This is a genomic window from Aeromonas sp. QDB56 (assembly GCF_027705505.1).
Classification (GTDB): Bacteria; Pseudomonadota; Gammaproteobacteria; order Enterobacterales; family Aeromonadaceae; genus Aeromonas; species Aeromonas caviae.
The window spans coordinates 1-23,758 of sequence record NZ_JAPDBZ010000059.1; the positions used below are offsets into that span (position 1 = coordinate 1).

General features: G+C 63.6%; 22 protein-coding genes and 2 pseudogenes. 11 read left to right on the forward strand and 13 right to left on the reverse strand.

The genetic code is table 11. From position 1 onward, the window contains the following. Positions 1–114 precede the first annotated feature (114 nt). The 5 genes from lnt to miaB form a co-directional block, all read right to left on the reverse strand. Positions 115–1,644: an apolipoprotein N-acyltransferase gene (gene lnt / locus OKB81_RS11195; protein ID WP_160837071.1), complete on the reverse strand. Its 1,530-nt coding sequence runs from the start codon at positions 1,642–1,644 to the stop codon at positions 115–117. Positions 1,645–1,824: 180 nt separating this feature from the next. Then, positions 1,825–2,706, reverse strand: a complete 882-nt coding sequence (gene corC, locus OKB81_RS11200; protein ID WP_010673769.1) for a CNNM family magnesium/cobalt transport protein CorC — start codon at positions 2,704–2,706, stop codon at positions 1,825–1,827. A 95-nt stretch (positions 2,707–2,801) separates the two neighbouring features. Next, positions 2,802–3,266, reverse strand: coding sequence for an rRNA maturation RNase YbeY (ybeY, locus tag OKB81_RS11205; protein ID WP_103243596.1), 465 nt, complete (start codon positions 3,264–3,266; stop codon positions 2,802–2,804). After that, positions 3,263–4,321 carry a PhoH family protein gene (locus OKB81_RS11210; protein ID WP_010673771.1) on the reverse strand — a complete coding sequence of 353 codons (1,059 nt, stop codon included), beginning with the start codon at positions 4,319–4,321 and terminating at the stop codon, positions 3,263–3,265. Before OKB81_RS11210 ends, ybeY begins: the two co-directional genes overlap by 4 nt. A 50-nt stretch (positions 4,322–4,371) precedes the next feature. Then, entirely contained in the window at positions 4,372–5,805 is a 1,434-nt protein-coding gene (miaB, locus tag OKB81_RS11215; protein ID WP_010673772.1) for a tRNA (N6-isopentenyl adenosine(37)-C2)-methylthiotransferase MiaB, read from the reverse strand. A gap of 224 nt (positions 5,806–6,029) precedes the next feature. Between miaB and OKB81_RS11220 the strand changes: the two genes are divergently transcribed. The 3 genes from OKB81_RS11220 to OKB81_RS11230 all read left to right on the forward strand — a co-directional run bounded on the left by OKB81_RS11220 (position 6,030) and on the right by OKB81_RS11230 (position 8,639). Further along, a complete protein-coding gene (locus OKB81_RS11220; RefSeq protein ID WP_053288740.1) occupies positions 6,030–7,193 on the forward strand; it encodes an FAD-dependent monooxygenase in 1,164 nt (387 codons plus the stop codon). Between the two features lie 140 nt (positions 7,194–7,333). After that, positions 7,334–7,900, forward strand: a complete 567-nt coding sequence (locus tag OKB81_RS11225) for a cysteine hydrolase family protein (RefSeq protein ID WP_160837068.1) — start codon at positions 7,334–7,336, stop codon at positions 7,898–7,900. 103 nt (positions 7,901–8,003) lie between these two features. Further along, on the forward strand, positions 8,004–8,639 hold the full coding sequence (locus tag OKB81_RS11230; RefSeq protein ID WP_134996972.1) for a cold shock domain-containing protein: 636 nt from the start codon (positions 8,004–8,006) through the stop codon (positions 8,637–8,639). A 45-nt stretch (positions 8,640–8,684) separates the two neighbouring features. Here OKB81_RS11230 and OKB81_RS11235 read toward each other — a convergent pair whose 3' ends face one another. Next, entirely contained in the window at positions 8,685–9,572 is an 888-nt protein-coding gene (locus tag OKB81_RS11235) for a LysR family transcriptional regulator (RefSeq protein ID WP_160837067.1), read from the reverse strand. A gap of 114 nt (positions 9,573–9,686) precedes the next feature. Between OKB81_RS11235 and OKB81_RS11240 the strand changes: the two genes are divergently transcribed. Both OKB81_RS11240 and OKB81_RS11245 read left to right on the forward strand, forming a co-directional pair. Next, positions 9,687–9,911: a hypothetical protein gene (locus OKB81_RS11240; protein ID WP_010673776.1), complete on the forward strand. Its 225-nt coding sequence runs from the start codon at positions 9,687–9,689 to the stop codon at positions 9,909–9,911. Between the two features lie 44 nt (positions 9,912–9,955). Beyond that, positions 9,956–10,363, forward strand: a pseudogene (locus OKB81_RS11245) (HAD-IA family hydrolase); the annotation flags it as partial. A 21-nt stretch (positions 10,364–10,384) separates the two neighbouring features. On the opposite strand, the gene OKB81_RS11250 reads toward OKB81_RS11245, so the two are convergent. Together OKB81_RS11250 and OKB81_RS11255 are read right to left on the reverse strand one after the other, a co-directional pair. Further along, the gene (locus tag OKB81_RS11250; RefSeq protein WP_234888565.1) at positions 10,385–11,845 is read right to left on the reverse strand and encodes a sensor domain-containing diguanylate cyclase; all 1,461 of its coding nucleotides are present in this window, start codon (positions 11,843–11,845) and stop codon (positions 10,385–10,387) included. Positions 11,846–11,952: 107 nt separating this feature from the next. Beyond that, entirely contained in the window at positions 11,953–12,555 is a 603-nt protein-coding gene (locus tag OKB81_RS11255) for a nitroreductase family protein (protein WP_270805248.1), read from the reverse strand. A 290-nt stretch (positions 12,556–12,845) separates the two neighbouring features. Here OKB81_RS11255 and OKB81_RS11260 point away from each other — a divergent pair. Continuing rightward, a pseudogene (locus OKB81_RS11260) lies at positions 12,846–14,390 on the forward strand (diguanylate cyclase domain-containing protein). Between the two features lie 241 nt (positions 14,391–14,631). Continuing rightward, positions 14,632–15,105: a YMGG-like glycine zipper-containing protein gene (locus OKB81_RS11265; protein ID WP_039041096.1), complete on the forward strand. Its 474-nt coding sequence runs from the start codon at positions 14,632–14,634 to the stop codon at positions 15,103–15,105. A gap of 86 nt (positions 15,106–15,191) precedes the next feature. On the opposite strand, the gene OKB81_RS11270 is transcribed toward OKB81_RS11265, so the two are convergent. Both OKB81_RS11270 and OKB81_RS11275 read right to left on the reverse strand, forming a co-directional pair. Next, positions 15,192–16,148 carry a D-2-hydroxyacid dehydrogenase gene (locus OKB81_RS11270; protein ID WP_160837065.1) on the reverse strand — a complete coding sequence of 319 codons (957 nt, stop codon included), beginning with the start codon at positions 16,146–16,148 and terminating at the stop codon, positions 15,192–15,194. A 120-nt stretch (positions 16,149–16,268) separates the two neighbouring features. After that, complete coding sequence (locus tag OKB81_RS11275) at positions 16,269–17,039, reverse strand: DUF3530 family protein (protein ID WP_160837064.1); 771 nt, start codon at positions 17,037–17,039, stop codon at positions 16,269–16,271. 310 nt (positions 17,040–17,349) lie between these two features. Between OKB81_RS11275 and OKB81_RS11280 the strand changes: the two genes are divergently transcribed. Genes OKB81_RS11280 through OKB81_RS11295 form a run of 4 tightly spaced genes read left to right on the forward strand, consistent with a single transcriptional unit; the run spans position 17,350 to position 20,671 of the window. Next, the gene (locus tag OKB81_RS11280; RefSeq protein WP_160837063.1) at positions 17,350–18,390 is read left to right on the forward strand and encodes an isopenicillin N synthase family dioxygenase; all 1,041 of its coding nucleotides are present in this window, start codon (positions 17,350–17,352) and stop codon (positions 18,388–18,390) included. Between the two features lie 21 nt (positions 18,391–18,411). Further along, positions 18,412–19,224: a MetQ/NlpA family ABC transporter substrate-binding protein gene (locus tag OKB81_RS11285; protein ID WP_042014517.1), complete on the forward strand. Its 813-nt coding sequence runs from the start codon at positions 18,412–18,414 to the stop codon at positions 19,222–19,224. Beyond that, positions 19,221–20,015, forward strand: coding sequence for a methionine ABC transporter ATP-binding protein (locus OKB81_RS11290; RefSeq protein ID WP_160837062.1), 795 nt, complete (start codon positions 19,221–19,223; stop codon positions 20,013–20,015). The genes OKB81_RS11285 and OKB81_RS11290 overlap by 4 nt, the downstream gene beginning before the upstream one ends. Continuing rightward, positions 20,000–20,671 carry a methionine ABC transporter permease gene (locus OKB81_RS11295; RefSeq protein WP_160837061.1) on the forward strand — a complete coding sequence of 224 codons (672 nt, stop codon included), beginning with the start codon at positions 20,000–20,002 and terminating at the stop codon, positions 20,669–20,671. Before OKB81_RS11290 ends, OKB81_RS11295 begins: the two co-directional genes overlap by 16 nt. Before the next feature lie 94 nt (positions 20,672–20,765). Here OKB81_RS11295 and efp read toward each other — a convergent pair whose 3' ends face one another. The 3 genes from efp to OKB81_RS11310 all read right to left on the reverse strand — a co-directional run bounded on the left by efp (position 20,766) and on the right by OKB81_RS11310 (position 23,727). Continuing rightward, positions 20,766–21,332, reverse strand: coding sequence for an elongation factor P (efp, locus tag OKB81_RS11300; RefSeq protein ID WP_010673788.1), 567 nt, complete (start codon positions 21,330–21,332; stop codon positions 20,766–20,768). 45 nt (positions 21,333–21,377) lie between these two features. Beyond that, a complete protein-coding gene (gene earP / locus OKB81_RS11305) occupies positions 21,378–22,574 on the reverse strand; it encodes an elongation factor P maturation arginine rhamnosyltransferase EarP (RefSeq protein WP_160837060.1) in 1,197 nt (398 codons plus the stop codon). Between the two features lie 91 nt (positions 22,575–22,665). Then, positions 22,666–23,727: a GMP reductase gene (locus tag OKB81_RS11310; RefSeq protein WP_270805249.1), complete on the reverse strand. Its 1,062-nt coding sequence runs from the start codon at positions 23,725–23,727 to the stop codon at positions 22,666–22,668. Positions 23,728–23,758 lie beyond the last annotated feature (31 nt).

The window sequence follows — 23,758 nt, forward strand, 5'->3', positions numbered from 1 at the left end:
AAACCCAACAAGGAGTTTCGGATTCTTACACAGCCTGAGGATCGGTCAATGGATCCTTAACTGATCGGCATTACGCCCAAGGGCGCCTCTTTTGTTTATCGGCGTTGTGTGGTCTTAGCCCTTGCGTGCCCAGGGGTGGGCACGTGGGCGCAGCCACAGGGCCAGCCCCAGCAGGGCGGCGGCCAGGCCATACATGGGCCAGCTGCCAAAACGCAGATAGGGGGTCTGGCCGTGGGCGGGGCGTACCTCGGCACGCAATACTCCAGCCTCGAACTGCGGGATCTGGGCGATGATGCTGCCGTCTATCTCGGTGACGATGGTGATGCCGGTGTTGGTGTCGCGCAGCAGCGGGCGGGCCAGCTCGAGGGCGCGCATGCGGGCGATCTCCATGTGCTGCCAGGGGCCGATGCTGGTACCGAACCAGGCGTCGTTGGAGACGGTCAGCAGAAAGTCGGTATCCGGCTGCACGTTGCGGCGCACCTCGTCCGGGAAGATGATCTCGTAACAGATGGCGGCGGCAAACTTGAGCCCCTTGGCGATCAGGTTCGGCTGCACCTCGTCACCCCGGCTGAAGGAGGACATGGGCAGGTTGAAGAAGGGGGCGATGGGACGCAGCAGATCTTCAAAGGGCACGAACTCGCCGATGGGCAGCAGGTGGTACTTGTAGTAGCGGTTCTTGTGCTCGTAGTAGTAGGACTCCTTGCCTTCTGCATCCTGCACCCCCATGCCGAGCACGGTATTGAAGAAGCGCTGCTGTTTCAGATCGTAATGGATGATCCCCGCCAGCAGGCCGGTGTCGTTCACCTTCATCGCCTTGTCCAGGCTCTCCAGATAGGTACCCATCTCCTTCTCGATGGCCGGGATGGCGGACTCCGGCCAGACGATGATGTCGGCATCCTGGTTCTCGCGGCTGAGATCCTGATACTTGCGCACCGTCGGCACCAGGGCCTCCGGATCCCACTTGAGGGACTGCTCGATGTTGCCCTGCACCAGCGCGACCTTGACCGGCTCACCCCGGGTCACCCAGTTGAGCTGCATCAGCCCCTGGGCGGCGCCCACCAGGGCGACGGGGAGCAGCAGCCAGGCCGGCTTGCGGTGCTGCCATACCAGCCAGAGGGCGGAGGCGGTGAGCAGCAGGGCGAGGGTGATGCCCTGCACCCCGAGAAGGGGAGCGAAGCCCTTGAGGGGGCCGTCTATCTGGGTGTAGCCGAACCAGAGCCAGGGGTAGCCTGTCATCACCCAGCCCCGCAGCCAGTCGGCCATCAGCCAGAGCGCCGGGAAGGCGAGCAGCCAGCGGCTCCAGTGGCGGCCGACAAAGAAGCGGGCGAAGAGCCAGCAAGCCAGGGTCGGGTAGAGGGAGAGATAGGCGCAGAGCCCGGCCAGCAGCACGAAGGCGGCCGGCAGCGGAATGCCGCCAAACTCCGTCATGCTGACGTGGATCCACCACTGCCCGGGCAGGAACAGACCCATGGCGTAGCCGAAGCCGCGCCAGGCTGCCTGTTTGGGGGTGGCCTTGTCCAGCAGGGCGTAAAGGCCGAGCAGGGAGGGGATCACCAGGGGCCAGTAGCCGAAAGGGGAGAAGGCCAACACGGCGATGGCGCCGCTGGCAATGGCAAACAGGCTGGTCAGGAGTTTCGATTTCACGGGGGATCGGGGCTCGAATTGGACTGAATGGAAACACAATGGCCGACATCTTAACCGCAAACCGGGTCAACGGCGAGCCTCGCGGTCGGCGTGGGTCCAGGGGCGGTCGCGCGGCGGGAGAGAGGCAAAAAAAGCGCCCCTGACGAGAGGGGCGCGGGATGTGCGTGGTGCTGGGCGGGATCAGGACTCCGGCTGCGCCGCCGCATGATGCTCGGGGATCTTCACCTGCAACTGTTGCAGGCGACGGCGATCGGCGTGCATCACCTTGAACAGGTAGCCGTCGAGTTCGATCTCTTCACCCTTCTTGGGCAGGTGGCTGAAGGCGTGCATCACCAGACCGCCGACGGTGTCCACCTCTTCATCGCTGAACTGGGTGCCGAAGAAGTCGTTGAAGTCCTCGATCTCTGTCAGCGCGCTCACCGAGAAGACCCGCTTGCTGATGCGGCGGATCTCTTCCGGCTCGTCCTCGATGTCGTCGAACTCGTCGTCAATCTCGCCGACGATGAGCTCCAGAATGTCCTCGATGGTCACGAGGCCAGAGACACCGCCAAATTCGTCCACTACGATGGCCATGTGGTAGCGCTCTTCCCGGAACTCCTTGAGCAGGCGATCGACCCGCTTGCTCTCCGGCACGATCACCGTGGGACGCAGGATCTTCTCCAGCTGGAGCGGTTCGCTGGCATGCTGGCCGCCAAAACCGAACGGCAACAGATCCTTGGCGAGCAAGATGCCCTCCACGTGATCCTTGTCTTCGTTGATCACCGGGAAGCGGGAGTGGCCGGATTCGATGATGACCGGCAGGAACTCGTCCACCGGCTGGGACTTCTCGATGGTCACCATCTGGGAGCGGGGGATCATGATGTCACGCACGCGCAGCTCGGCAATTTCGAGCACGCCCTCGATCATGTCCTTGGTGTCCTGATCGATGAGGTCCCGCTCTTCGGCATCGGCGATGACCTCTACCAGATCATTGCGGTCTTTTGGCTCGCCCTGGAAGAGTTGGCTGAGTTTGTCGAGCCAGGTTTTCTTCGGCGAGCCGGTACTAGGGTGATCGTCGGTCATTTTCTCTCTTGGTTACTCGTATGAACACACTTGAAATCGTTGTGGCTATATGAGGATGGGCACCGGCTGTTTCAAGACGATGACCATCCGGTTCGTTACTCTTCGTCGTTCAGATAAGGATCGGCGAAGCCCAGTTCCTGCATGATGTCGCGCTCGAGCTGCTCCATCTCCTCGGCTTCCTCGTCCTCGATATGGTCATAACCTAGCAGATGCAGACTGCCATGCACAACCATGTGAGCCCAGTGGGCCATCAGGGGCTTGCCCTGTTCGACGGCTTCGGCCTCGACCACCTGGCGGCAGATCACCAGATCCCCGAGCAGGGGCAGCTCGAGACCCGGTGGCGCTTCGAAGGGGAAGGAGAGCACGTTGGTGGGCTTGTCCTTGCCGCGATAGGTGTGGTTGAGCTCGCGGCTCTCCGCCTCGTCCACCAGGCGCACCGTCACCTCGGCCTCGGGCTGGAAGCCCAGAATGGTGCCGTCGAGCCAGCCTTGCAGCTGGGCCTCGGTCGGCAGGCCGTCGTTGCTGGCACAGGCTAGTTGCAGATCCAGGGTCACGCTCATTGGGCACTCTCTTTGCTGGTGTTCTCGTTGCGGGGAGTGGCTGCGCTCTTCTCGGCCGCCTGCTGGGCATCGAATGCCTCGTAGGCCTGCACGATGCGGGCCACCACGGGATGGCGCACCACGTCCTTGGACTCGAAGAAGTTGAAGGAGAGGCCATCGACCCCCTGCAACACCTCCAGGGCGTGGCGCAGACCGGATTTGGTGCTGCGAGGCAAGTCCACCTGGGTGATGTCGCCGGTCACCACCGCCTTGGAGTTGAAGCCGATGCGGGTCAGGAACATCTTCATCTGTTCCGTGGTGGTGTTCTGGGCCTCGTCCAGGATGATGAAGGCGTCGTTGAGGGTGCGGCCGCGCATGTAGGCGAGCGGCGCCACCTCGATGACGTTGCGCTCCATCAGCTTCTCCACCCGCTCGAAGCCCAGCATCTCGAACAGGGCGTCGTAGAGGGGGCGCAGGTAGGGGTCCACCTTCTGGGAAAGATCGCCGGGCAAGAAGCCGAGCTTCTCACCGGCTTCCACCGCCGGGCGGGTCAGCAGGATGCGGCGGATCTCCTGGCGCTCCAGGGCATCCACGGCGGCGGCCACGGCGAGATAGGTCTTGCCGGTCCCGGCGGGCCCGATGCCGAAGCTGATGTCGTGGCGCACGATATTGGCGATGTACTGGGCCTGGTTCGGGCTGCGGGGCTTGATGAGACCGCGCTTGGTCTTGACCGTGACCTCCTTGCCATACGGCAGGGAAGGGGCGGGTTCGTCGTCCTGCTCCAGCACGCGGGACTCCTGCACCGCCAGGTGCACCATCTCGGGGGTGATGTCGCTCACCTTGCTCCCCTTGAGGGGTTGGGTTTCCACATAGAGGTGCTTGAGGATGACGGCAGCCGCCTCCACCTGGGCCTGCTTGCCGATCACTTGGAAGTGGTTGTCCCGGTAGCTTATCTCGATGCCGAGACGGCGCTCCAGCTGCTTGAGGTTGTCGTCAAAGGGTCCGCACAGGCTGGCGAGGCGCTGGTTGTCGGCGGGTTCCAGATGCAGATTCAGGGTGGAGATGTGTCGGCTCAAGGTGTCCTCTTATCGGTTGTTCCCCCGCCACGGGGCGGGGGAGAGAGTCATCAATGGGGTCTGAAGGCCGCAACGCCCAGATCATCGGGCACGTTGTCAGGACGACGGGCGAGGATCTCGCTCGGGGCCGTGGCGATGCGCAGGTTCATTTCGTCCTCGCCGCGGATGAAGCGGCCGCGCAGGGAGTAGGGGCGTACGTCGGTGATCTCCACGTCGGCGAAGCCGCCGATGAGGCGGTGCGGCCCCTCGAAGTTGACCACCCGGTTGTTCTCGGTGCGGCCACTGAGCTGCATGGGATCCATCTTGGAGGGCCCCTCCACCAGGATGCGCTGCACCGAGCCCAGCATGGCGCGGCCGATGAGCATGGACTGGTGATTGATGCGGTTTTGCAGTCGGGTCAGGCGGGCCTTCTTCACTTCCATGTCGACGTCATCGGGCAGGTCCGCGGCCGGGGTGCCGGGGCGCGGGCTGTAGATGAAGCTGAAGCTCATGTCGAAGTTGATCTCCTCGATGAGTTTCATGGTGGCCTCGAAGTCTTCGTCCGTCTCGTTCGGGAAGCCGACGATGAAGTCGGAGCTCATGGTGATGTCGGGACGCACGGCGCGCAGGCGGCGGATCTTGGACTTGTACTCCAGCACGGTGTGCGGGCGCTTCATCATGGTCAGGATGCGATCCGAGCCGCTCTGGATAGGCAAGTGCAGGAAGCTGACCACCTCGGGGGTATCACGATAGACCTCGATGATGTCGTCGGTGAACTCGACCGGGTGGCTGGTGGTGTAGCGAATGCGGTCGATGCCGTCGATGGCAGCCACCAGGCGCAGCAGTTCGGCGAAGGTGCAGACCTCCCCGTCGAAGGTCGGCCCCCGGTAGGCGTTGACGTTCTGGCCGAGCAGGTTCACTTCGCGCACCCCTTGCTGGGCGAGCTGGGCGATTTCATAGAGCACGTCATCCAGTGGCCGGCTCACCTCCTCGCCACGGGTGTAGGGCACCACGCAGAAGGAGCAGTACTTGGAGCAGCCTTCCATGATAGAAACGAAGGCGGTCGCCCCCTCGGCACGGGGTTCGGGCAGGTTGTCGAACTTCTCGATTTCGGGGAAGGCGATGTCCACCTGGGCACCGCGCCCCTCCTGCACCTGCTTGATCATGGTCGGCAGGCGGTGCAGGGTCTGGGGTCCGAAGACGATGTCCACATAGGGCGCCCGGCTGCGCAGGTTCTCCCCTTCCTGGGAGGCGACGCAGCCGCCCACCCCGATCACCAGCCCCGGTTTTTTCGCCTTGAGCTTCTTCCAGCGACCGAGCTGGTGGAACACCTTCTCCTGGGCCTTCTCGCGGATGGAACAGGTGTTGAGCAGTAGCACATCTGCCTCTTCCGGCTCCTCGGTAAGCGTGTAGCCATTGCTGGCATCCAGCAGGTCCGCCATCTTGGACGAGTCGTACTCGTTCATCTGGCAGCCCCAGGTCTTGATATGAAGTTTCTTGCTCATTGCTTCTCGTGACTGGTTTTGAAATCGGCAGGATCAAAGGACCGGCCATTTTACTCCGCAATCCCGGTGCTGACCAGTCTGGGGCCGCCCGTCGCCATCAGGGCCGGCTTGTCGTCGGCAATTGCGCATCCCCCTCACTGTTTCTGCCGCCTCCTTGCGTTATCATGCCCCATTCGGTTCGGCCCTTGCCCCTTATCGCGGGGACTCCTTGCAGGAATCAAGTTATGGAACAGTGTGATATTGCCATCGTCGGCGCCGGCATGGTGGGCGCCGCCACCGCCTGCCTGCTGGCGGCAGAGGGGCTCTCGGTTCGGGTCATCGAGACCCGGTTGCCCGAGCCCTATGCCCCCGAGCAGCCGCTGGATCTGCGGGTTTCCGCCATCAGTCAGGCCTCGGTGGCGCTGCTGACCCGGGCCGGTGCCTGGCAATATCTGCAGCAGATGCGGCTGTGCCCCTATCGCCGGCTGGAGACCTGGGAGCTGGACGGCTTCGCTACCCGCTTCGACGCGGTGGATCTCGGGCTGCCCCAGCTCGGCTACATCATCGAGAACCGGCTGATCCAGCTCGCCCTGCTGAAAAGGATGGAGGATTTCCCGACCATCCAGACCCATACCCCGGCGGCGGTGACGAGTCTGCGCCAGAGTGCGGATGACGCCGTGCTGACCCTGGATGACGGCACCGAGCTGCAGGCGCGCTGGGTGCTGGCCTGCGATGGTGCCGAATCCCACACCCGGCGACTGGCCGGCATCGGGGTGTCGCGTTTCGAGTACCGCCAGCACTGCATGCTGATCAACATCGACACCGATTTTGCACAGGAAGACATCACCTGGCAGCAGTTCACCCCGAGCGGCCCGCGCGCCTTCCTGCCGCTGCCGGGCCGCCATGGCTCCCTGGTCTGGTATGACAGCCCGGCCCGCATCCGGGCGCTGGCCGCCATGAGCAACGAGGCCCTGGCCGTCGAGGTGCGCCGCCACTTCCCCAGCCGCCTTGGCGGTTTCACCGTGACGGCCAAGGGGAGCTTCCCCTTGGTGCGCCGCCACGCCAACGACTATCACGCCGGGCGAGTGGTGCTGCTCGGGGATGCGGCCCACACCATCAACCCGCTGGCGGGGCAGGGGGTCAACCTCGGTTTCAAGGACGTGGCCTGCTGGGCCGGGTTGCTCGGCAAGGCGGGGGCACAGTGGCATGAGCTGGCGCTGGCCGGGCGTTACGAGGGGCGACGCCGCCCTGACAACCTGCTGATGCAGTCGGGGATGGATCTCTTCTACGGGGTCTTCAGCAACGAGATAGGCCCCCTCAGGCTTGCCCGCAACCTGGCGCTGAATCTGGCGGACAAGGCGGGCCCCCTCAAGGAGATGGCGCTACGCTATGCGCTTGGGCTGGTATGAGGCAGTGCGTGGCACTGCCAGGTACCAATCGGGTGGCATATCAATCCGTGTGATGGTGCCAGCCGGTTTTTTATATGGCCGCGAGGAGTGATCCTGGCGGCGCAGGGGCAAAACGGCCTCAGGCAAGGGGGGAGCACACCATGAACAAGGCATTGCTGGTGATCGATTTCATCAACGACATCGCCCACCCGGACGGGCGCATCGCCGCCTCGGCGGCCCAGGTGATCGAGCAGAACGCCATTGTGCACGCCAATCAGGCGCTGGATCATGCCCGCGCTCACGGCTGGCTGGTGGTGCTCATCAAGGTGGGGTTTGACGAGGGCTATCTGCTGCAACCCAAGGGTTCCCCCATGTTTGGCCGTGCCCGGCAGTTCGGGGCCCTCTCCCTGGCGGACAGCGGCACCGACTTTCACCCGGAGCTCGATGTGCAACCCGGGGATCTGGTGCTGACCAAACCCAGGGTCAGCCCCTTCTACGGCACGGCGCTGGAGCCGGCGCTACGGGCCAATCGCATCGAGCATCTCTATGTGTGCGGCGTGAGTACCAGCTGGGCCATTCAGGGGGCGGTGCGAGATGGTCACGATCGGGACTACGCCATCACCATCCTGGAGGATGCCTGTGCGGCGGCGGATGCCGCAGAACACCAGGCTTCCCTGCGCATGCTCGGTCGCATTGCCGAGATCATCAAGGTCGCGGAGCTGCTCTGACCACTCGTATCTAATCCACTCATTTTTCATGCCAATGCTCTGTTGAAACCGAACCAATTTCGGGCAACATGAGTGGAACCGTACTGGCCACAAGGATGAGGACATGCGTTATCAGGGCAGGATCGCGAGCTGGAATTCACAACGCGGTTTCGGGTTCATCAAGCAGGAGCAGGGCGGAGCCGATCTTTTTGTTCACATCACCACCCTGCAATTCGATGGCAGGCCGCCGGAGGTGGGGGAAAAGGTTTCCTATCTGATCGGGAGCAGCAAGGATGGCAAGCCTTGTGCCGTACAAGTGTTCTTTCCCGACCGCCCGCTCTCGCTGGCTGGCGGACCTATGCCATCCATGCCGGATCGTGGGAGCAGGGAGGATTTGAGCCCTCGGGCACCACACGCCACCACATATAGAACCCGGGAGTATCATGCTCCTCGTCGCAAGGGGCGCTGGGGTGGCAAGTTAATCCCCCTATTGGTGCTGGCGGGGTTGTTCTCCCTCTATTCCCGCTTCTCGGCCGAGTTTGCCTCACTTCCATCCGCTCCCTCTTTTAGCCAGGAGGACAGTACTTCGAACAGTACGATTCAGGCACCGACTTTTGTTCGTCAGTGCGATGGCCGTCAGCATTGCTCCCAGATGACTTCCTGCGAGGAGGCGACCTGGTTTTTGCAAAATTGCCCCAATACCAAGATGGATGGGGAAGGAGACGGCATCCCCTGCGAGCGGCAGTGGTGTGGCCATTAGCCAGCCGTTTTGTACTTCAGGATTCCGGTTCGGGCTGCGCTCCTCTCAGAGGCTGTGGCTCTGCGGATATGCCGCCCTGACCAGGGCCAGAAAGCGATCCCGAATGGGATCGGCAAATTCCGGGTTCCACACCAGGCTGATTTCCCATTCCGACCAGGGGCCGGAGAGGGGGTAGAGGGTCACCTCCTTGCCTGCGATGAACCCCACGCTGCGCGGCAGGATGGCGTTGCCGATACCGGCGGCCACCAGGGCGACCAGGGTCTGGATGTCTTCCGCCTCCTGGATGAGACCGGTCAGCCGGTTGGCGCCGAGAAAGCGGGCGATCTGCTGGCTGAGACCCGGGCAGCGATGGCCCACCATCTGCAGCAAGGGATCGCGGATCAGCGCCCGCTCCAGGTCGAAGTCCGGCCCTGCCACCTGGGTGGGGACGGCCAGCACCAGTCTGTCCGTCAGCAGCCTGTGTTCCCTCAGCTGCGGCGCATCAGGCCGTCGCATGAAGCCCAGTTGCAGCCTACCCGCCAGCAAGTGCTCCTGCTGGATGGCGGAGGTGGTGTCCCGCAGGTGAACCAGCACGTCGGGGGCCTGCTGCTTGAAACGGGCTACCAGGGAGGGGGCCAGTGCGAAGCTGGAGAGCCCGAACCCGATGTTGAGGCGTCCGGCGGCACCGCTTGCCAGCGCCAGGGCATGCTGCTCAAATCCCTTGCCGTGATCCACCAGAGCCATGGCCTGGGGCAGCAACTGGAGGCCGATGGCGGTCAGCTCGGCCCCGTGGCGGCCCCGGTTGAACAGGGTGCTGCCGAGGGCCTGCTCCAGCCCCTGGATCTGCTTGGTCAGGGCCGGTTGCGTCACAAAAAGCCGGCTGGCCGCCTCCCGGTAGTTGGCACTCTCGGCCAGCGTGACGAAGACCTGCAATTGTCTCAGGTCGAATCTCATTCCATTTGGTTATCCAATGTGGTGATTTATTGATTATAAATTATCTAATCTCCTTGTTCTAATGGTCTCGAAACGGGCCTGCTTGCCCGCTGTTCAGTCACAAGGAGTCATGTCATGTCGAGCGAACGCTATCTGTTTTTGATCAAGGGGAGCCTGGTGATGGCTCAGCCGCTGGCCGCACCGGAGACCGGGGAGCTGCTGACCAGTCTGTTGCAGCAGGGGTTCGTCGTCGCCCCCTTGCCGGTGTGGGCCAGCAATGCGGAGCAGGCGCTCGCCTGTTACGAGGCCGCTGCCCAGCGGCAGGTCTTCGCCGATGCGCTGGCGGGGAGAGCCCTGTGAGCGCGGTGCGCTTGAAGGCCGCGGCCCTGCTGCTGGACATGGACGGTGCCCGGCGACGGCTCGCACAACTGCCGCCGACGCGCTGGGCGCTGGTGACTTCCGCAAGCCGGAGGGTGGCAGAGCACCGGCTGCTGCACGCCGGATTGCCGCTGCCCCGTCTCCTGGTGTGCGCCGGGGATGTGGTACGGGGCAAGCCGGATCCCGAGCCTTATTTGCTGGCTGCCAGCCGGTTGGGACTGGCTCCGGCCGATTGCCTGGTGTTCGAGGATGCGCCAGCGGGCATCGCCAGCGCCCTGCAGGCGGGTTGCCAGGTGGTGCAGATGGGGGGAACAAGGCGGTATGACGACAGGCTCAAGGGCTGGCTGCGGGACTGGCGCGGGATCGAGATCGAGGTGGCACCGGACGGGCTCCATCTTCATCTGCCTGCCCCGCTGCCGGCAGAGGCAGGATGATGACGACAAGGGGCACGCCATTCAGGCGCCGCAAGATTGCCCGATGCTGGGGGAAGCCTGCTCAGCCGAATAGCGTTCCACCCGGTTGCGGCCATTGTGCTTGGCCAGATAGAGCGCCTGATCGGCGCGAGAGAGCAGCTCGTCCAGATTGAAGGGGCCCTCTCTCTGGGAGGCGATACCGATGCTGACCGTGATGCAGACGGCGGGCTCGGCTCCCTTTTCTTCCCCTGGCTGCGCGACGATTTTTCGCAGCCGCTCGGCCACCGCCATGGCCTGCTCCTCGCTGAGGCCGGGCCAGATGGCCACGAACTCCTCTCCCCCCAGGCGACAAAAGAGATCTCCCGGTCGAAGCTGGTCGCGCACCCGGGCCGCGAAGCTGCTCAACTGGTTGTCACCCTCTTCGTGACCGTGACGATCATTGATGCGTTTGAAATGATCGATGTCCAGCATGCAGATCGCCACAGGGTAGCGCTGCACCGTGAGGTGCTGGAGCAGTTCATTGGCGGCCGACCAGAAGCCGGCCCGGTTCAGCGCACCGGTCAGGTGATCGTGGTGGGCCAGGTGTTTCATCTCCCGCAGCAGGCTGTTGCGGGCCGCCATGATGCTGGCGGCGGTCAGGGGGGTGAGAGCGATCAACATGACCCCTATCCGGACGGAGAACATCCAGTACTGGGTCTGGACATCGTGATTGATGACGAGGTGGCCGTTTGAGAGGGCGATCAGGATCAGGGTGCTGTAACTCAGGGTCAGCAGGCTGGTGGCGAAGACGGAGTAGGTGACGGCGCACCAGAGCAGCGCCGGTACCGGGAAGGCGATGGATCCCGGCCCCTCGACGAGCAGGGTGAGCAGCAGGGAGGCCACCAGGCTCAGCAGCGGCATCAATCTGGCCCAGGAGAACTCGGTGCGGTAAAGGAAGGTGCGCCAGGGGGGCACGCTGTCATGGGGAGGCAGTGTCAGGAGCACCGGCAGTATGGTCATGTAGTTCACCAGCTCGCTGGCAAACCAGAAGCCCAGCCCGTAGAGCGGGGGGCCCAGAGACAGGATGGGATTGATGATGGCGCCGACCACGCCGGCGGCGAGGGAGGCGGCCAGGGTGTTTCGCAGCAGGAGCACGAGGGAGGTGGGGCGCCTGAGGAGCTTGTCGGCAGGCGCGAGCCGATGCATCAGCAGATACCCGACGCCGATGCCGGCCAGGTTGCCGCAGGTCAGCAGGATGGTTTTGAACAGGGGCTCGCCGGTGAAGAGGGCGGCGAGAAAAAAGCCCAGTATGCCGCCGGCCCAGCCCGCCGGGGTGGCCAGGCGTGGATAGCGCACCATGCAGCCGAGCAGGACCGCATTGGCAGGCCAGAAGGCCGCCAGCAGGTTGGGGGGGCGGGTGAAGATGCCGATCAGCGAGAACAGCAGTACCAGGGCGGCGACACACAACAGAGCGGACAAGGGCGTCAATGTGCATGAGGTACGTTGGCGTGCGATGTCCCCCATGGGGACCTCCTGACAAGAGGGGGTTTGTTCAGAGTATGGCTGGCACGTGACAAGGGTGAACGAGGGGGAGAGAAGAAAACGCCCCCTGGTGGAGGGGGCGTGAAGGCTTACTTGAAGACCCGGAAACGCACGTCGTCGTCGATGAAGGTCTTGTCGCCGGCAGGTTGCTCTATGCTGCCAAAAGGCATCTGGGCACGAAGCAGCCAGCTGGCGGGCAGGTCCCACTCCTTGCGCACCGCATCGTCGATGAGCGGGTTGTAGTGTTGCAGGGAGGCGCCGATGCCCTCCTGGGTCAGGGTGGTCCAGACCGCGAACTGGGCGATCCCGGTGGCATGTTCGGACCAGATGGGGAAGTTGTCGGCATAGAGAGCGAATTTCTGCTGAAGATCCTCGATGACGGCGGTGTCTTCGAAGAAGAGCACGGTGCCAGTCCCGGCGCGGAAGCTGCCGTTGATCTTGGCTTCACTCTGGGGATAGGCCTCCGGCGGCACTATCTTCTTGAGCTCCGCCTTGACGATGTCCCACAGCTTGTGGTGCTGCTCGCCGAACAGGATGACGGCGCGGGAACTCTGGGAGTTGAACGAAGAGGGGCTGTGCTTGACGGCATCCTTGATGAGGGCGGTCAGCTGGGCCTCGGAGTGGGTCACCCGGTTGCCCAGGGCATAGATGGTACGACGTGCTTTGATCTGTTCGATAAACGGACTGCTCATAACATCTCCTTGGTTGATGAATCATCACCGCCAGCGTTGCCGACAAAGGTCATCTGGCTCCAATTTCTCGAGTCATCGACTATATCACCTTGCGGGCAATAAACCGTCAACGAGGAGTAATGACTGTTTCTACTTTTTATGGATATTCACATGACGGATGTGAATATGGCCGTGAGACACCTTGATATCTTTTTTATCATTAGCAGTGGATATTAATGACTTCAATTAATATATTTTGCAGATTTTTAATCTATAAAATTCATCCAATATGACATTTTATAGAGATTGACATGACGGCGGCGCTGATCAAGGAACGCTATTACATACTGACTCCGCTGTCGTTTCTCCTGGGAGGGCTGGTGCTGATCGCCACCCTGTTGCTGGCGGCAGCCAGCTACCTGAGCAGCATCGACAAGACGGTGGCGGGTTACGGTCACATGCTGGCCGCCCTCGACGCCACCCTGCTCCAGGACATGGCGCAGGACAACCGCCGCCAGCTTGGCGTACTGGAAGCGTCCCTGGACAAGCAGGCCATCGCTGCCGGGGCATCGGCCATCAATCCCATCTGGGCCATTGCCCATCAGTTCAAGTACGACGCCCACTTCCTCTATTTCTACAACGCGCGCACCCATCGGCTCGACAGCTATCCCGACTGGCAGCAACCAGAGGGCTACCGGGCACAGGCGCGGCCCTGGTACCAGACCCTGTCCGGCTAGGGCGATGATCTCGTCTGGTTCGGTCCCTACCCGGAGTTCGATTCGGCCCGGCAGGTACTGACTCTCATCAAGCGGGTCAAGGATGATGAGGGGCAACTGCTTGGGCTGCTGATGGTGGACATGTCGTTCAGCGCCTTGCAGGGGGCGTTGCACCGGGCGGTGGGTGAGGATCCGGTGGCCCTCTACATCACCGAGCGCAAGGGCGGCAAGCTGGTGGTGAGGCACAATTTGTCGCTGTTGCCGCCCCGTCTCGAGCGGGAGACGCAGGCGGTCGGCCTGGACGGGTTCTGGGCAGGTCGCCACCTGCAACACGCTCTGGAGGGGATGGAGTGGGATCTCAACGTCTATCTCCCCCCCTCCCATTTTCATGAAAACCTGCAAGACACCCTGCTGATGGTGGTGCTGCCCGCCCTGGCGCTGCTCTGCATCTGGCTGTGCAGCCTGTGCTTTCTGATGCGGATCTTTCGCCAGGAGCAGGCGCTTGTGCAGGGCTCGCTCAGCGGCCTCATCCGGGATGAGGCGCGAAAGGAGATCCAGCGGCGTCAGCGAACCTGGTTCGTGCACGGCAGCCTGGGGGAGATAGAACAGGTGCGAAACAGCCTGCTGCAAGGGCAGGATGCCCTGCTCCACGACCCTCTCACCGGCATCCTGAACCGGAGGGCCTTCGATCAGCAGCGGGCCGGGCTGGAGCAGGCGGGGACACCCTACTGGCTGGTGCTGTTCGATGTGGACAACTTCAAGCGCGTCAACGACAGCTGGGGACACGGTGTGGGGGATGCGGTGCTGTTTCGGGTAGCCACCATCATGGCGAGAACCCTGGGGGATGAGCAGGTCTACCGCATCGGGGGCGATGAATTTGCGGCCTTGCTGCCCTGGGAGCAGGCGGAGGTGGAATGTCGCCTGACCCACCTGCTCGGTCGGGTGAAGGCCCTGAAATGGCGGGAGTTCGCCGACGCCATCACCCTGAGCGCCGGCGGCGCGCGCTATCCGGATGATGCCCTGACGCTGCTCGAGCGGGCCGATGCCTGCCTGTACGAGAGCAAGCACCAGGGGCGGGATTGCTGGCATCTGGCGGCGTCGTTGCCCGTTGACGGGGAGGTTGTGACAGTATCTGTCTGACGGTGATCGCTGCAAAAAAGGGCCTTTGGGCCTAGAAAAGGGTCATGACGGGGATGATTTCTCGTGTGACCTTTTTTTTTGATGTGGTTTCAGGTGGTTAGCCTGCTTTCTTGCATTGTGTCGCGAACCGGAGACAGGGAGGGCTGGCCGTGAGGTGCCCCTTGCGGCAGTGGCGCAGGTCAGGGGGCTTTGTATAGTGTAGGGAAAAATAATCAATCATCAGGTTTGACAGGAGTACCCCATGAAAATGAAACCGTTTGGCATGAGCGCACTGGCGCTGCTGGGGGCGTTGCTGTTGGGCACAGGACAGGTGCAGGCATCCGAGACCCTCAATACCATTCTCGGCGGCGGAGCCGGCGGGGTGGCGGGCACCATGATCGGCAAGGAGCTGGGTGGCGACACCGGCGCCCTGGTGGGGGCAGCCCTGGGGGGCGCGGCCGGTGGTGCGGCCACGGCCAATAGAGGCAACAAGAACGAAGCTGCGCTCGGCGGCGCCGTTGGTGCCCTGGGCGGGGCTGCCATCGGCAAGAGCGTCGGTGGCAGCACGGGCCAGCTGATCGGCGCCGGCATCGGTGGTGCCGGTGGCTCTGCCATCGGAGCCAGGACCGGGGATGGTCATGAGAGCCGCGGCGATCGCTATTACGATGACAGGCGCTATCACAAGCACCACAAGAAACACAAAAAGCACCGCAAGCACAGATGGCATGACGACTGATGCCGCGGCAAGCTGACCGACAAAAAGGGGCCTTTGGCCCCTTTTTTGATCCCGCTGCCGGCCCGTGAGGGGCGGCGAGCGGCCTCTTACACCAGCCGGTGCTGGCGCCTGCCAAGGGAGAAGGCGTTGATGTTGTCGATGAGCTGATCCGCGAGGCGCTGCATCGACTCTTCGCTGGCCCAGGCCACGTGGGGAGTCAGGATGAAATTGGGGTAACGCAGGGCCTGCATCAGAGGGTGATCCGGAGGCGGCGGCTCGACACTCGCCACATCGAAACCGGCGCCGCCCAGACGGCCGTTGCCGAGGGCTTCGAGCAGCGCCTGCTCGTCCACCAGACCGCCACGGCCCACGTTGATGAGCAGGGCGCCCGGTTTCATCAGGGCCAGCTCCCGCTCCCCGATGAGATGGCGGGTGTAGGGGGTGAGCGGGCAGTGCAGGCTGATCACATCCGAACTTTGCAGCAGGGCATCCAGGGGCAGCCTGTCGTCATCCCCCGGGGAGCCGACCTGGCTCTGGGCATAGTAAACCTCCATCCCGATGGAGCTGGCCCGCTGTCCCAGTGCCTGTCCCAGGGTTCCCTTGCCGATGATCCCGAGGCGCTTGCCATGCAGATCCGTGATGGGGTGGTCGAAGAAGCAGAACTGGCCGCTTTGTTGCCAGCGCCCCTCCAGCAGGGACTGGCGCCAGGCGAACAGGTTGCGCGACAGGGCGAGCATCAGGGCCATGGCGTGCTCGGGGACGGAAGGGCCCGAGTAGTTGCGGATATTGCACACGGCGACATTGGCGGCGCGGCACGCCTCCAGATCCAGGTTGTCGCTGCCGGTGGCGGCCAGGGCGATCAGGCGCAGTTCGGGCAGCTGGGCCAGTTCATCGGCCCCGATGCGCACCTTGTTGATGATGGCGATGCTGGCGCACTTGAGCCGCTCCACCACCTGATCCGGTGCCGTGGTCGGGTAGCTTTGCCAGTGATGGGGAAAATCGGGGCGGCGTAGATTGATGCCGGTGTCCAGGGTGTCGCTGTCGAGAAACACGATTTGCTGCATGAAGCCTCCTGCCATTGGTTCGGACATGATGCCAAACATGGAGGGCGGCTGACCAGCGCGGTGGCATCGGGCCAAGTCCGATGGGGAAGGTAAAGGCGGGTGGCTGTGCCTCGGAGGGACTCAGATCCAGCCCAGGTGCGTCAGCCAGCCCTGGATGCGCCCCGGCGTCTCCTCCAGGTCCATCAGGGCATAGGGGCGGTAGTTGAGCTTGTGGCTGCGGCGGCTCTCGCTTCTGCGGGCTTCGGCCGCCAGCAGGGGCCAGCGTCCTCCCTCCTCCTGATAGAGATCCAGGGTAGGGATGCTGCCCTGGGCTATTTGCTTGGCGAGGGTCTGGTTGCTCAGCTGGTTGGGGAAGAAGCCGTCGAGCAGCACCAGGGCATCGGGGGCGGGCAACTGTTCGCTGGCGATGAGGTTGGCGGCCCAGGCGGCGCTGGTACCCTGGGCCAGCAGCAGCTTGAAGCCCCCCTCCTGCAGCTTGGCATCCCCCAGCTTGCTGATGCGGGAGGCAAACTGCTTGCGAAAATCGTCGATGACCTGCTGTTTCTTCTCGGCGGCAGGGTCGAGCTCGGTCTGCTGCGGCGAGGGGAGCAGCAGCAGGGTATCGAAACCGAGGCGCCCCAGCTCCCGGGTCAGTTGCCACAGCTGGCCGCTGCGCTGCCAGTCGGGCAGCAGGATGACCAGACCCACGTAGTTGTCGCTGTCGTGCTTGGCAAACAGTACCTGTTGCTTGTCCACCCTGGTGCTGTCGGGTATTCCCTGCCAGTCGCTGCTCTGCCAGTAGTCGGGGGGAACCAGGGGGGCTGGATCCGGGGCGGCGCTTGACGGTGCCTGCCCGGCGCCGTGGGCGGCAAAAGCAAGCAGGGTCAGCAGCAGATAGGGGCGAAATGTCATGGGGGATCCTCCAGCACTCCCTCATAGCGGCCTCGCCGGGGGTTTCTTTAGGGCAAGGGGGCACATCGGCATCGGCGGTGGCGAAGAGGGTCTGACCGGCGGGCCGGGCACGGGCCCGGGATTGTTCCAAATGGCAAAGCATTCCCGGTTTTGATTGTTCCATCCCGTGACCCATACATGGTTCAGTAAGGGCAGGCAGACAGGGGGGCCGGGGCATGTTGTCACTGGCCGCAGGCGGAGAATTCTTCCCCCTGTCTCGTCAGAACGAGAGATTCACCCTCACTTTCCATCGACAGGGAGCGTTATCGCCATGAGCACCTTGGTTCACTTGCCCATCCTCGACCTGAGGCAGCTGGATGCCTCGCCCGACGCCCGGGCCGATTTTCTGGCATCGTTGCGCGATGCCGCGAGAGAGACGGGATTTTTCTACCTGACCGGCCACGGCATCGATCCCGAGCTGCAACAGGAGGTACAGCAGCTATCGCGGGCCTTCTTTGCGCTGCCTCTGGCGGCCAAGCAGCAGGTCGCCATGATCCACTCTCCCCATTTTCGTGGCTACAACCGACCGGGGGCGGAGCTGACCCGGGGTCAACCCGACTGGAGAGAGCAGTTTGATATCGGTGCCGATCGCCCAGCCTTGCCGCGCGCGGCGGGCGACCCGCCCTGGTGGCGGTTGCAGGGGCCGAATCAGTGGCCGGAGGTGCTGCCGACACTGCAACCCGTGCTGACGCGCTGGCGTGGGCAGATGACCCGCATGTCCCGTACTCTGCTCGGGGCTTTTGCCGAGGCGCTCGCACTGTCGCCAGATGCCTTCGATGCCCTGCACGGAGAGCGTCCCAACGAACATATCAAGCTGATCCGCTATCCCGGTGAGCGGGGCGCCACCCAGGGGGTCGGTCCCCACAAGGATTCGGGCTTCCTGAGCTTCCTGCTGCAGGATGACCAGCCCGGCCTGCAGGTGGAGGTGGCGCCGGATCACTGGATCGACGCGCTCCCGCTCCCCGGCACCTTCGTGGTCAACATCGGTGAGCTGCTGGAGCTCGCCAGCAACGGCTACCTGCGTGCGACCGTGCACCGGGTGGTGCCGTCGGCGCCGGGGCAGGAGCGTCTCTCCATCGCCTTCTTCCTGGGGGCCCAGCTCGACGCCGTGGTGCCCGTCTATCCGCTGCCCGAGACACTGGCCCGTGAAGCCAGGGGGCCTGCCACCGACCCGCACAATCCGCTGCTGCGGGAGGTGGGCTGGAACTACCTCAAGGGGCGGCTGCGTTCCCACCCTGATGTGGCATTGCGCCACCATGCCGATCTGTTGTCGGCGCCCCGGGCGCTGGCGGTCGGCGAAACCACCCATTGATTGTATGGCAAGGAGCACAAGATGAACAAGCACGGACTGTTTTCCCTGAGCGGCCTGGTATTGGCCCTCGGACTCTCTCTCTCCGCCCAGGCAGCCCAGGCGCTGCGGGTTGCCGCGGATCCACTGCCCCATGCGGATATCCTCGGCGAGGTGAAACGCCAGGACCCTTCGCTGGATCTGCAGGTGATCGAGCTCAGCGGCGGCATCAATGCCAATGCCCTGTTGGTGGCGGGTGATGTGGATGCCAACTACTTCCAGCACGTCCCTTACCTGCGGGATCAGGAGAAGGCGCTCGGCACCGAGCTGGTGGTGGCCGCGACCGTACACGTGGAGCCTCTTGGCATCTATTCGAAGAAGTTCAAGCACCTGAGGGAGGTACCGGAAAAGGCGGTGATAGCCCTGCCCAACAATGTCACCAACCTGAGCCGGGCCCTCTATCTGTTGCAGCACGAGGGGCTCATCACCCTCAAGGCCGGCCATGAAGATCCGGCGCGGGATCTGGCGACGGTGCACGACATCGCCACCAACCCCAAGGCGCTCAGGATCCTGGAGATCGAGGCGCCGCAGCTGCCGCGCTCCCTCGACGACGTGGATCTGGCGGTGATCAATGGCAACTATGCCCTGGAGGCGGGGCTGGAGCCTGCTCGCGATGCCCTGGGGCTGGAGAGCGCCCAGAACAATCCCTACGCCAACATCCTGGTGACCACCCCGGCGCTCAAGGATGATCCGCGGATCCGCCAGTTGGCGCGGGATCTGGAGTCCAGGGCGATCGCCGACTTCATTCGCAAGAGCTACAAGGGGTCGGTGATCCCGGTGGCCGGGCGGCAGTCATGATCGTGCTGGAGGGGCTCGGCAAGCAGTACCCGGGGCACGGGCAACCCGCTCTGGAGGGGGGGTCGCTCGAGATTCCGGATGGGGCCATCTACGGCATTCTCGGGCGCAGCGGCGCGGGCAAGAGCACGCTCATTCGTTGCCTCAATCTGCTGGAGCGGCCAAGCCGGGGCCGCATCCTGTTCGATGGTCGCGACATCACGGCCCTGGAGGGAGCGGCCTTGCGCCGCCACCGTCAGGGGACCGGCATGATTTTCCAGCACTTCAATCTGCTGCACGCCCGCAGCGTGGAGGAGAACGTGGCGGTCCCGCTGGAAATCGCCGGAGTGGCGCGCCGGGAGTGGGCGGCCCGGGTCAGCGAGCTGTTGGAACTGGTGGGGCTTGGCGAGCACCGTCGCGCCTTTCCCTCCCAGTTGTCGGGGGGGCAGAAGCAACGAGTGGGCATCGCCCGCGCCCTGGCCGCCAATCCGCGCCACTTGCTCTGTGACGAGGCGACCAGTGCCCTGGATCCGGAGACCACGGAGTCGGTGCTGGCGCTGCTTGCCGACATCAACCGCCGCCTCGGGATCACCATAGTGCTCATCACCCACGAGCTGGAGGTGGTCAGGGCCATCTGCGATCACGCAGCATTGCTTGAACAGGGTCAGCTGGTGGAAAGCGGCGCTCTGGGCACCCTGCTGGCCAACCCCGACTCCCGCGTGCGACAGGCCTTGTTGCCGGATCCCGAGATCCTGCGGCGTTTCATGGCGCGTCACGGAGTCACAGAGGAGGTGCGTTTATGCAGAGTCGCCTGAGTGTCGATGCCTTGCTCGAACTGATGTATCAGGGGTCGCTCGAAACGCTCTACATGGTGGGAGTGGCGGCCGTGTTCACCCTGTTGCTGGGGCTGCCGACCAGGGTGCTGCTGGTGGTGACCCGTCCCGGGGGCGTGCTGCCCTTGCCCCGTCTCAACATGGTGCTGGGGATCGGTATCAACATCGGGCGGTCGCTCCCCTTCGTGGTGCTCCTGATCGCCCTGATCCCCCTGACCCGGCTGGTGGTCGGCACCTCACTGGGCAGCACCGCCGCCATCGTTCCCATTACCCTGGGGGCCTTCCCCTTCTTTGCCCGGGTGGTGGAGAGCGCCCTCGATGAGGTGGACAAGGGGCGCGTCGAAGCCGTGCTCGCCATGGGGGGCAGCGGCTGGCACGTGGTCGTCAAGGCGCTGCTGCCCGAGGCCTTGCCGGCGCTGCTGGCCGGACTCACCCTGACGGTGGTGATGCTCATTGGCTTCTCCTCCATGGCAGGGGTTGTCGGTGGCGGCGGGCTCGGGGATCTGGCGATCCGCTACGGCTACCAGCGCTTTGACGACAAGGTGATGGCAGGGACAGTGGTCATGTTGCTGCTGCTGGTGCAACTGGTACAGGGGGTGGGGGACAGGCTGGTGCGGGCACTGGCCCATCGCCGCTAGGGGCACGGCTTCTCATCAGGCCGGCCGTGAGGTGCCAGCCAATAAAAAAGCGAGCCTTGGCTCGCTTTTTTTGCAATCACATCAAGGGGTCAACTTAGTTGACGCGACGCTTGAATTCACCGGTACGGGTGTCGATTTCGATCTTGTCACCGATCTCCACGAAGGCGGCAACGGCCAGCTCGTAGGAGGTGCCCTTCAGGCGGGCAGGCTTGGTCACTTTACCGGAGGTGTCGCCACGGGCGGCCGGCTCGGTGTACTCGACTTCACGCACGATGGTGGTCGGCAGTTCTACGGAGATGGCTTTCTCGTTGTAGAAAGTCACTTCGCAGAGGTCTTCCATGCCGTCTACCAGGTAGTTCAGGGCATCACCCAGGTTGTCTTTCTCGACGTCGTACTGGTTGTACTCGGTGTCCATGAAGACATACAGCGGGTCGGAGTAGTAGGAGTAGGTGCACTCTTTACGCTCCAGCTGAACGACTTCCAGCTTGTCGTCGGCCTTGAAGACGGTCTCGGTGGCGCTGCCGTTCAGCAGACCCTTCAGCTTCATCTTGACCACGGCGGAGTTACGGCCGGATTTGTTGAATTCAGCCTTCTGGACCACCATCGGCTCGGTGCCGATCATGACTACGTTACCAGCGCGGATTTCCTGTGCGGTTTTCATGTAAAAAATTCCTGTTCGTGAAACGGACGGATAAAAACTGCCAGATTATATACGGCTTTCTAAAAATTTCACCAACCTCGTGACGAGATCCCCGTCCGCCAGCAGCCTCTGTGGCCAGGTGCGCCCATGTTGCTGACATATGGCCGCGTATTGAGGCCATTGTGCCCAGAGTTCACCCGTATGCTCCCCCCGGTTGAGGGCATGGTTGAAGCGGCGCAGCCACTGACCGGCCGGCGCTGGCAAGGGGGAGAGGTAGTGGTCGAGAAAACCGTCCAGCTTGACCATGTGGGCATCCTCTTCCTGCTGGTAGATGTGCCAGAGGAAGGGGCGCCCCGCCCACTGGGCCCGCACGAAGGAGTCCTCCCCGCGCACCAGGTTGAGATCGCAGCTCCACAGCAGGCGATCGTAGCCCCTCTGATCGGTCATCGGCAGCAGCTTGATGGTGAGGTTGCCCGCCTGGAGCAGATCTCCGGCCCGGGCACCGGGAATGGCCTCTGCCAGCCCTGCGCCGATGAGCACGTCGTCGAGGGAGCGCCCCAGCGGCAGCAGCAGGGTGACGGGGGTGACGGTCTGGCGCCAGCCCTCGACCAGGCTCCTGAGCGCCTCGCTCTCGTAGGTAAAGAGGCTGATCCGCAGCTCGTCTTCTCGTTGGGGTGGCAGGCCGAGGCTGGCCCAGTAGGCAGTCAGTCCCGCTTCATCCTGCTGCCAGCGCTCGCGCTCGACGATGAGGCCGTGCTCGCACAAGAGGCCGCCGGTTCTGGCGGTGAAACCCGGGAAGAAGAAGTACTTGTCGAGGCGCCGGCTGCCGACCTGCTGGGGCGAGGCGAGGCCATGGCAATCCTCGACCCAGCTCTCGGCGGAGAGGTATTCGAGGTTGATCCAGCAGGGGGGCGTGGTCTGCTCGGCCATGCGTTCGATAAAGGGGGCGGGCAGCTCGCAGGCAAACGCCTCGATGACCACCCTGGCCGGGGTCATGTCGGCGGGGAGGCGCTCGTGCCAGTGCTGGACATAGATGCCATCGACCCACTGACCGTCCTGTGCGGGGTCGAGCGCCGGGCAGATGCGGGCGAAGCTAGCCAGATCGTCCACCCAGAGCCGCACCTGCATCTCACTCTTCTGCGCCGGGAGCGCGCCTTCCTGTTTGAGCTGGCGGGCGAGTCGCCAGGTGACGCCGATGTCACCGAAGTTGTCGACGACGCAGCAGAAGATGTCCCAGTCGAACGGGGGGAGAGGGCTTGTCATGGCGCAGGGTCCCAGATGCAAAAAACCGGTGCGCAGGGTAGCACACCGGTTGGCTGGCTTCTAACGGTCGGCTCGGGGCCGAAGGAGGAACTTACTCCTTGCCGTAGACGTTGTTCTCCTGCTCGCGCACCCGGATGAAGGTGGTGCGTTTGGTGAGCTCTTTCAACTGGCTGGCACCCACATAGGTGCAGGTGGATCGCACCCCGCCCAGGATGTCGCGCACCGTGTTCTCCACCGGGCCGCGGTAGGGCAGCAGTACGGTTTTGCCTTCGGAGGCGCGATACTCGGCGACGCCGCCGGCGTGCTTGTCCATGGCGCTGGCCGAGCTCATGCCGTAGAACTTCATGAAGGGCTCGCCATCGACCTCGACGATTTCACCGCCGCACTCTTCGTGAGCGGCCAGCATGCCCCCCAGCATCACGAAGTCGGCGCCGCCGCCAAATGCCTTGGCCACATCCCCCGGGCAGGTGCAGCCGCCGTCACCGACGATCTGGCCACCCAGGCCGTGGGCCGCATCGGCACACTCGATGATGGCGGAGAGCTGCGGGTAGCCGACCCCGGTCTTGACCCGGGTGGTGCAGACCGAGCCCGGGCCTATGCCCACCTTGACGATGTCGGCGCCGGAGAGGATCAGCTCCTCCACCATCTCGCCGGTCACCACGTTGCCTGCCAGGATGACGTGGTTCGGGCAGGCCTCGCGGATCTTGCGCAAAAACTCGACGAAGTGCTGGGAGTAGCCGTTGGCCACGTCCACGCAGATGAAGCGCAGGGCGCTGGACATCGCGAGGATCTGGCGGGTCTTGGTGAAGTCCTCCTCCGAGGTGCCGGTGGAGACCATTACGTGGCCCAGCAGGGCCGGGTCGGTCTCATTGACGAAGGTTTGCCACTGCGCAAGGCTGTAGTGCTTGTGCACCGCCGTCATCATCTCGAAGCTGGCCAGGGTACGCGCCATGGCGAAGCTGCCGACGGTATCCATGTTGGCGGCGATGACGGGCACGCCCTGCCATTGGGTCTGGGTGTGCTTGAAGGTGAACTGGCGGGTCAGGCTGACTTGGGAACGGCTCTTTAGAGTAGAGCGCTTGGGGCGAAACAGGACATCCTTGAAACGTAAGCGTTCACCAGCCCCCCGTTGACAGTCGAATGTGACGATCATCTCTTGATCCCCTTTCGGGGGTTGATAGATC

Bases quoted from the DNA above. Each gene is read 5' to 3' on its own strand.
- OKB81_RS11275 (WP_160837064.1), bottom strand. From the start codon at position 17,039: ATGACATTTCGCCCCTATCTGCTGCTGACCCTGCTTGCTTTTGCCGCC.
- OKB81_RS11285 (WP_042014517.1), top strand. From the start codon at position 18,412: ATGAACAAGCACGGACTGTTTTCCCTGAGCGGCCTGGTATTGGCCCTC.
- OKB81_RS11235 (WP_160837067.1), bottom strand. From the start codon at position 9,572: ATGAGATTCGACCTGAGACAATTGCAGGTCTTCGTCACGCTGGCCGAG.
- OKB81_RS11295 (WP_160837061.1), top strand. From the start codon at position 20,000: ATGCAGAGTCGCCTGAGTGTCGATGCCTTGCTCGAACTGATGTATCAG.
- OKB81_RS11310 (WP_270805249.1), bottom strand. From the start codon at position 23,727: ATGATCGTCACATTCGACTGTCAACGGGGGGCTGGTGAACGCTTACGT.
- OKB81_RS11255 (WP_270805248.1), bottom strand. From the start codon at position 12,555: ATGAGCAGTCCGTTTATCGAACAGATCAAAGCACGTCGTACCATCTAT.
- miaB (WP_010673772.1), bottom strand. From the start codon at position 5,805: ATGAGCAAGAAACTTCATATCAAGACCTGGGGCTGCCAGATGAACGAG.
- OKB81_RS11270 (WP_160837065.1), bottom strand. From the start codon at position 16,148: ATGCAGCAAATCGTGTTTCTCGACAGCGACACCCTGGACACCGGCATC.
- efp (WP_010673788.1), bottom strand. From the start codon at position 21,332: ATGAAAACCGCACAGGAAATCCGCGCTGGTAACGTAGTCATGATCGGC.
- ybeY (WP_103243596.1), bottom strand. From the start codon at position 3,266: ATGAGCGTGACCCTGGATCTGCAACTAGCCTGTGCCAGCAACGACGGC.
- corC (WP_010673769.1), bottom strand. From the start codon at position 2,706: ATGACCGACGATCACCCTAGTACCGGCTCGCCGAAGAAAACCTGGCTC.
- OKB81_RS11230 (WP_134996972.1), top strand. From the start codon at position 8,004: ATGCGTTATCAGGGCAGGATCGCGAGCTGGAATTCACAACGCGGTTTC.
- OKB81_RS11280 (WP_160837063.1), top strand. From the start codon at position 17,350: ATGAGCACCTTGGTTCACTTGCCCATCCTCGACCTGAGGCAGCTGGAT.
- OKB81_RS11225 (WP_160837068.1), top strand. From the start codon at position 7,334: ATGAACAAGGCATTGCTGGTGATCGATTTCATCAACGACATCGCCCAC.
- earP (WP_160837060.1), bottom strand. From the start codon at position 22,574: ATGACAAGCCCTCTCCCCCCGTTCGACTGGGACATCTTCTGCTGCGTC.
- OKB81_RS11220 (WP_053288740.1), top strand. From the start codon at position 6,030: ATGGAACAGTGTGATATTGCCATCGTCGGCGCCGGCATGGTGGGCGCC.
- OKB81_RS11240 (WP_010673776.1), top strand. From the start codon at position 9,687: ATGTCGAGCGAACGCTATCTGTTTTTGATCAAGGGGAGCCTGGTGATG.
- OKB81_RS11250 (WP_234888565.1), bottom strand. From the start codon at position 11,845: ATGGGGGACATCGCACGCCAACGTACCTCATGCACATTGACGCCCTTG.
- OKB81_RS11290 (WP_160837062.1), top strand. From the start codon at position 19,221: ATGATCGTGCTGGAGGGGCTCGGCAAGCAGTACCCGGGGCACGGGCAA.
- OKB81_RS11265 (WP_039041096.1), top strand. From the start codon at position 14,632: ATGAAAATGAAACCGTTTGGCATGAGCGCACTGGCGCTGCTGGGGGCG.